Annotated in this window: 1 protein-coding gene; it reads right to left on the minus strand. The window is 63.1% G+C overall.

The features are described from left to right. Positions 1-199: 199 nt before the first annotated feature. On the minus strand, positions 200-396 hold a 197-nt coding region (locus RNC47_RS37305), incomplete at its 5' end, for a ferritin-like domain-containing protein (RefSeq protein WP_311605322.1).

Below are 396 nucleotides of genomic sequence, written 5' to 3' on the forward strand. Positions count from 1 at the left end.
CTGCGCACGCTCAGCAGTGCCGCGCCAGAGGTCTGCTCGGCGGTGGTTGATGGGCTCGACATGACTTCCTTTCACCTGCCTGCCAGTTCAACCACGATATCGTTAGACAAGCTATGAAAGTTACAGCGCGAACAAAGCCGCCCCGGGCAACCGGCGGTCACCGGGCTACCCAGGGCGGCTTGAGCCGAAACTCCTGGCGCTACTGCGGCGGGCGGGAGACGCACTGCGCTGCGTAGAGCGCGTCGCCCAACTTCTCCATGAGCTCGAGTTGGGTTTCCAGGTAGTCGATGTGGCCTTCCTCGTCGGCCAGGATCGTCTCCAGGATGCGTGCCGACGTCGCGTCCTCTTTCTCGCGGCACATGATTATCCCGGGCTTGAGGCGCGCAACCACCTCGT

Origin of the sequence: Streptomyces millisiae (genome assembly GCF_031845425.1) — a bacterium.
GTDB lineage: Bacteria > Actinomycetota > Actinomycetes > Streptomycetales > Streptomycetaceae > Streptomyces > Streptomyces millisiae.